This is a genomic window from Psychrosphaera sp. (assembly GCF_982872775.1).
Genome location: NZ_CEYNSH010000096.1, coordinates 1 through 2,008, shown reverse-complemented (window position 1 = coordinate 2,008; position 2,008 = coordinate 1). Strand labels below are relative to the sequence as shown.

1 protein-coding gene is annotated in these 2,008 nt (G+C 43.2%); it reads left to right on the top strand.

Annotated features, from left to right (window positions below; genetic code table 11):
• On the top strand, positions 1-1,869 hold a 1,869-nt coding region (locus AC4E96_RS14085; RefSeq protein WP_490256282.1), incomplete at its 5' end, for an alpha/beta hydrolase family protein.
• Positions 1,870-2,008 lie beyond the last annotated feature (139 nt).

The window sequence follows — 2,008 nt, the reverse complement described above, 5'->3', positions numbered from 1 at the left end:
ACAGCCAACGCTCAACCTAGCCAAAAAGCGCTCGAGGCTTATGCCAAACTACCGAGTAAAAGCTTGATGGCCATTTCGCCTTCGGGGACGCGATTGGCGTATCGCGATACCTCGTCTGATCAAGATGCCGTTGTGGTCATCGATTTGCAAAAAGGTCAGCTACTTGGCGCAATCGACGTTACAGAAGTACAGCCAACGAATATTGCTTTTGTGAACGAAGAAAGACTCGTTTTTAAGGTGTTTTCTGACCAACAGATGCTTGGTTATCGCGGTCGATACAATGTCAGTCGTGCTTATGCATTTAACCTCAAAGATAAATCCATTCATCAGCTGTTAACTCGTGGTTTTGGTATTTTCAAAGGACAAACGCAGCTTGGTAATATTGTTGGGATCTCTCCAGATAAAAAGTTTGCCTATATGACGGCGTTCAAAAACCCGGGTCAATTTAACCTCTACAAGGTTGACTTAGAGAACAAAAGAAAACCTAAGCTTTATCAAAAAGGCACCGCCGATACGATCAACTTTTTCTTAGACCAAGATGGCAATGTTTTGGCTCGTGAACGATTCAGTAACGACAACAAGGAACATTCAATCGAAGCTCGGAGAGACGGCGAGTGGGTTGAGATCTTTAAATACCGAGCAGAAATTCCTGTGTATTCTTTTGAAGGTGTGACCCCAGACAGTAAGTCACTTTTAACCAATACCACCAACACCGAAACCAGTACCTTTAGTGTCTTTGAGCTATCACTAGAGGACGGCTCACTGAGTGAACCAATTTTTGAACGTGCCGATAAAGACGTTGAGTCGCTAGTAAAAGGCTTGGATCAAGTTGTTTATGGTGTGCGATTTAGCGGATTTAAACCGAGTTATGAGTTTTTTGATCCCAAGCTCAATGCTCGTATGAGCGGTTTAGCCAAAGCCCTACCAAACAACACCTTTGCCATTTCTGATTTCAGTGAAAACTGGGAAGAAATGATTTTATATATGGACGGCGAAATGAGTGCCGGTGATTTGGTTATATATAAAAATGGTGGAATTGATTTACTAGGTTCAGTTCGAGAAGACATCAACCCTGAGTCGGTTCACCCTGTCCGTCAATTCGAGATTGAAGCCCGTGACGGCACAGACATTCCTACTTTATTAACCCTGCCTCTTAACAAAGGTGACAAGCCACTACCTGTGATTATGTTTCCTCACGGCGGCCCTCGAGCGCATGACACTTTGGGCTTTAACTGGATGGCGCAGTTGTTTGCATCAAAAGGCTATGCGGTGATTCAACCACAATTTAGGGGCTCAAGTGGCTTTGGTGTTACTCATATCATGAAAGGCCAAGGTCAATGGGGTACTGGCATGCAATACGATCTTATCGATACGCTAAACTTCTTTGCTGAAGAAGCCATCGTGGACAAAAACCGAGCTTGTATTGTAGGTATGAGTTACGGTGGTTACGCAGCCTTATCTGGGATTACTCAAACTCCAGACGTTTACAAATGTGCAGTTTCGATAAATGGCGTTTCGGACCTCAATCGTATGATGGAAGTGATGGAACGAAAAGTGGGCAGCGATCATTGGGTGATGTCTTATTGGAACGGAGCGATGGCCAATGGACTGGCAACTGAAGAGTACTTGGACTCTATTTCTCCGGTTAATTTTGCCGAAAAAGTAAAAAACCCAGTGCTACTTATTCACGGTACACGTGACAAAGTCGTCCCCTATGAGCAATCAAAACGTATGTTGGAAGCACTTAAAGACGCTAACAAAACGGTTGAGTATATTGAGCTAGACAAGGCCGGACATAGTTTTTATCGCGAGCGTTATCACCTACAAGTGCTTCGTGCACTCGATGAGTTTTTGACTAAGCATATTTAACCCGCGTTTAACTAAAACGAATAAGTTAAAGGACTAGGTTATAGGTGTTCAATCACTAAGTGGGATGCAATAACAACTTAAAACGTTTTAGCTAAGAATAACTCGAGAGGCTTTTGCATACTTTTCAAATAGAAAAGCA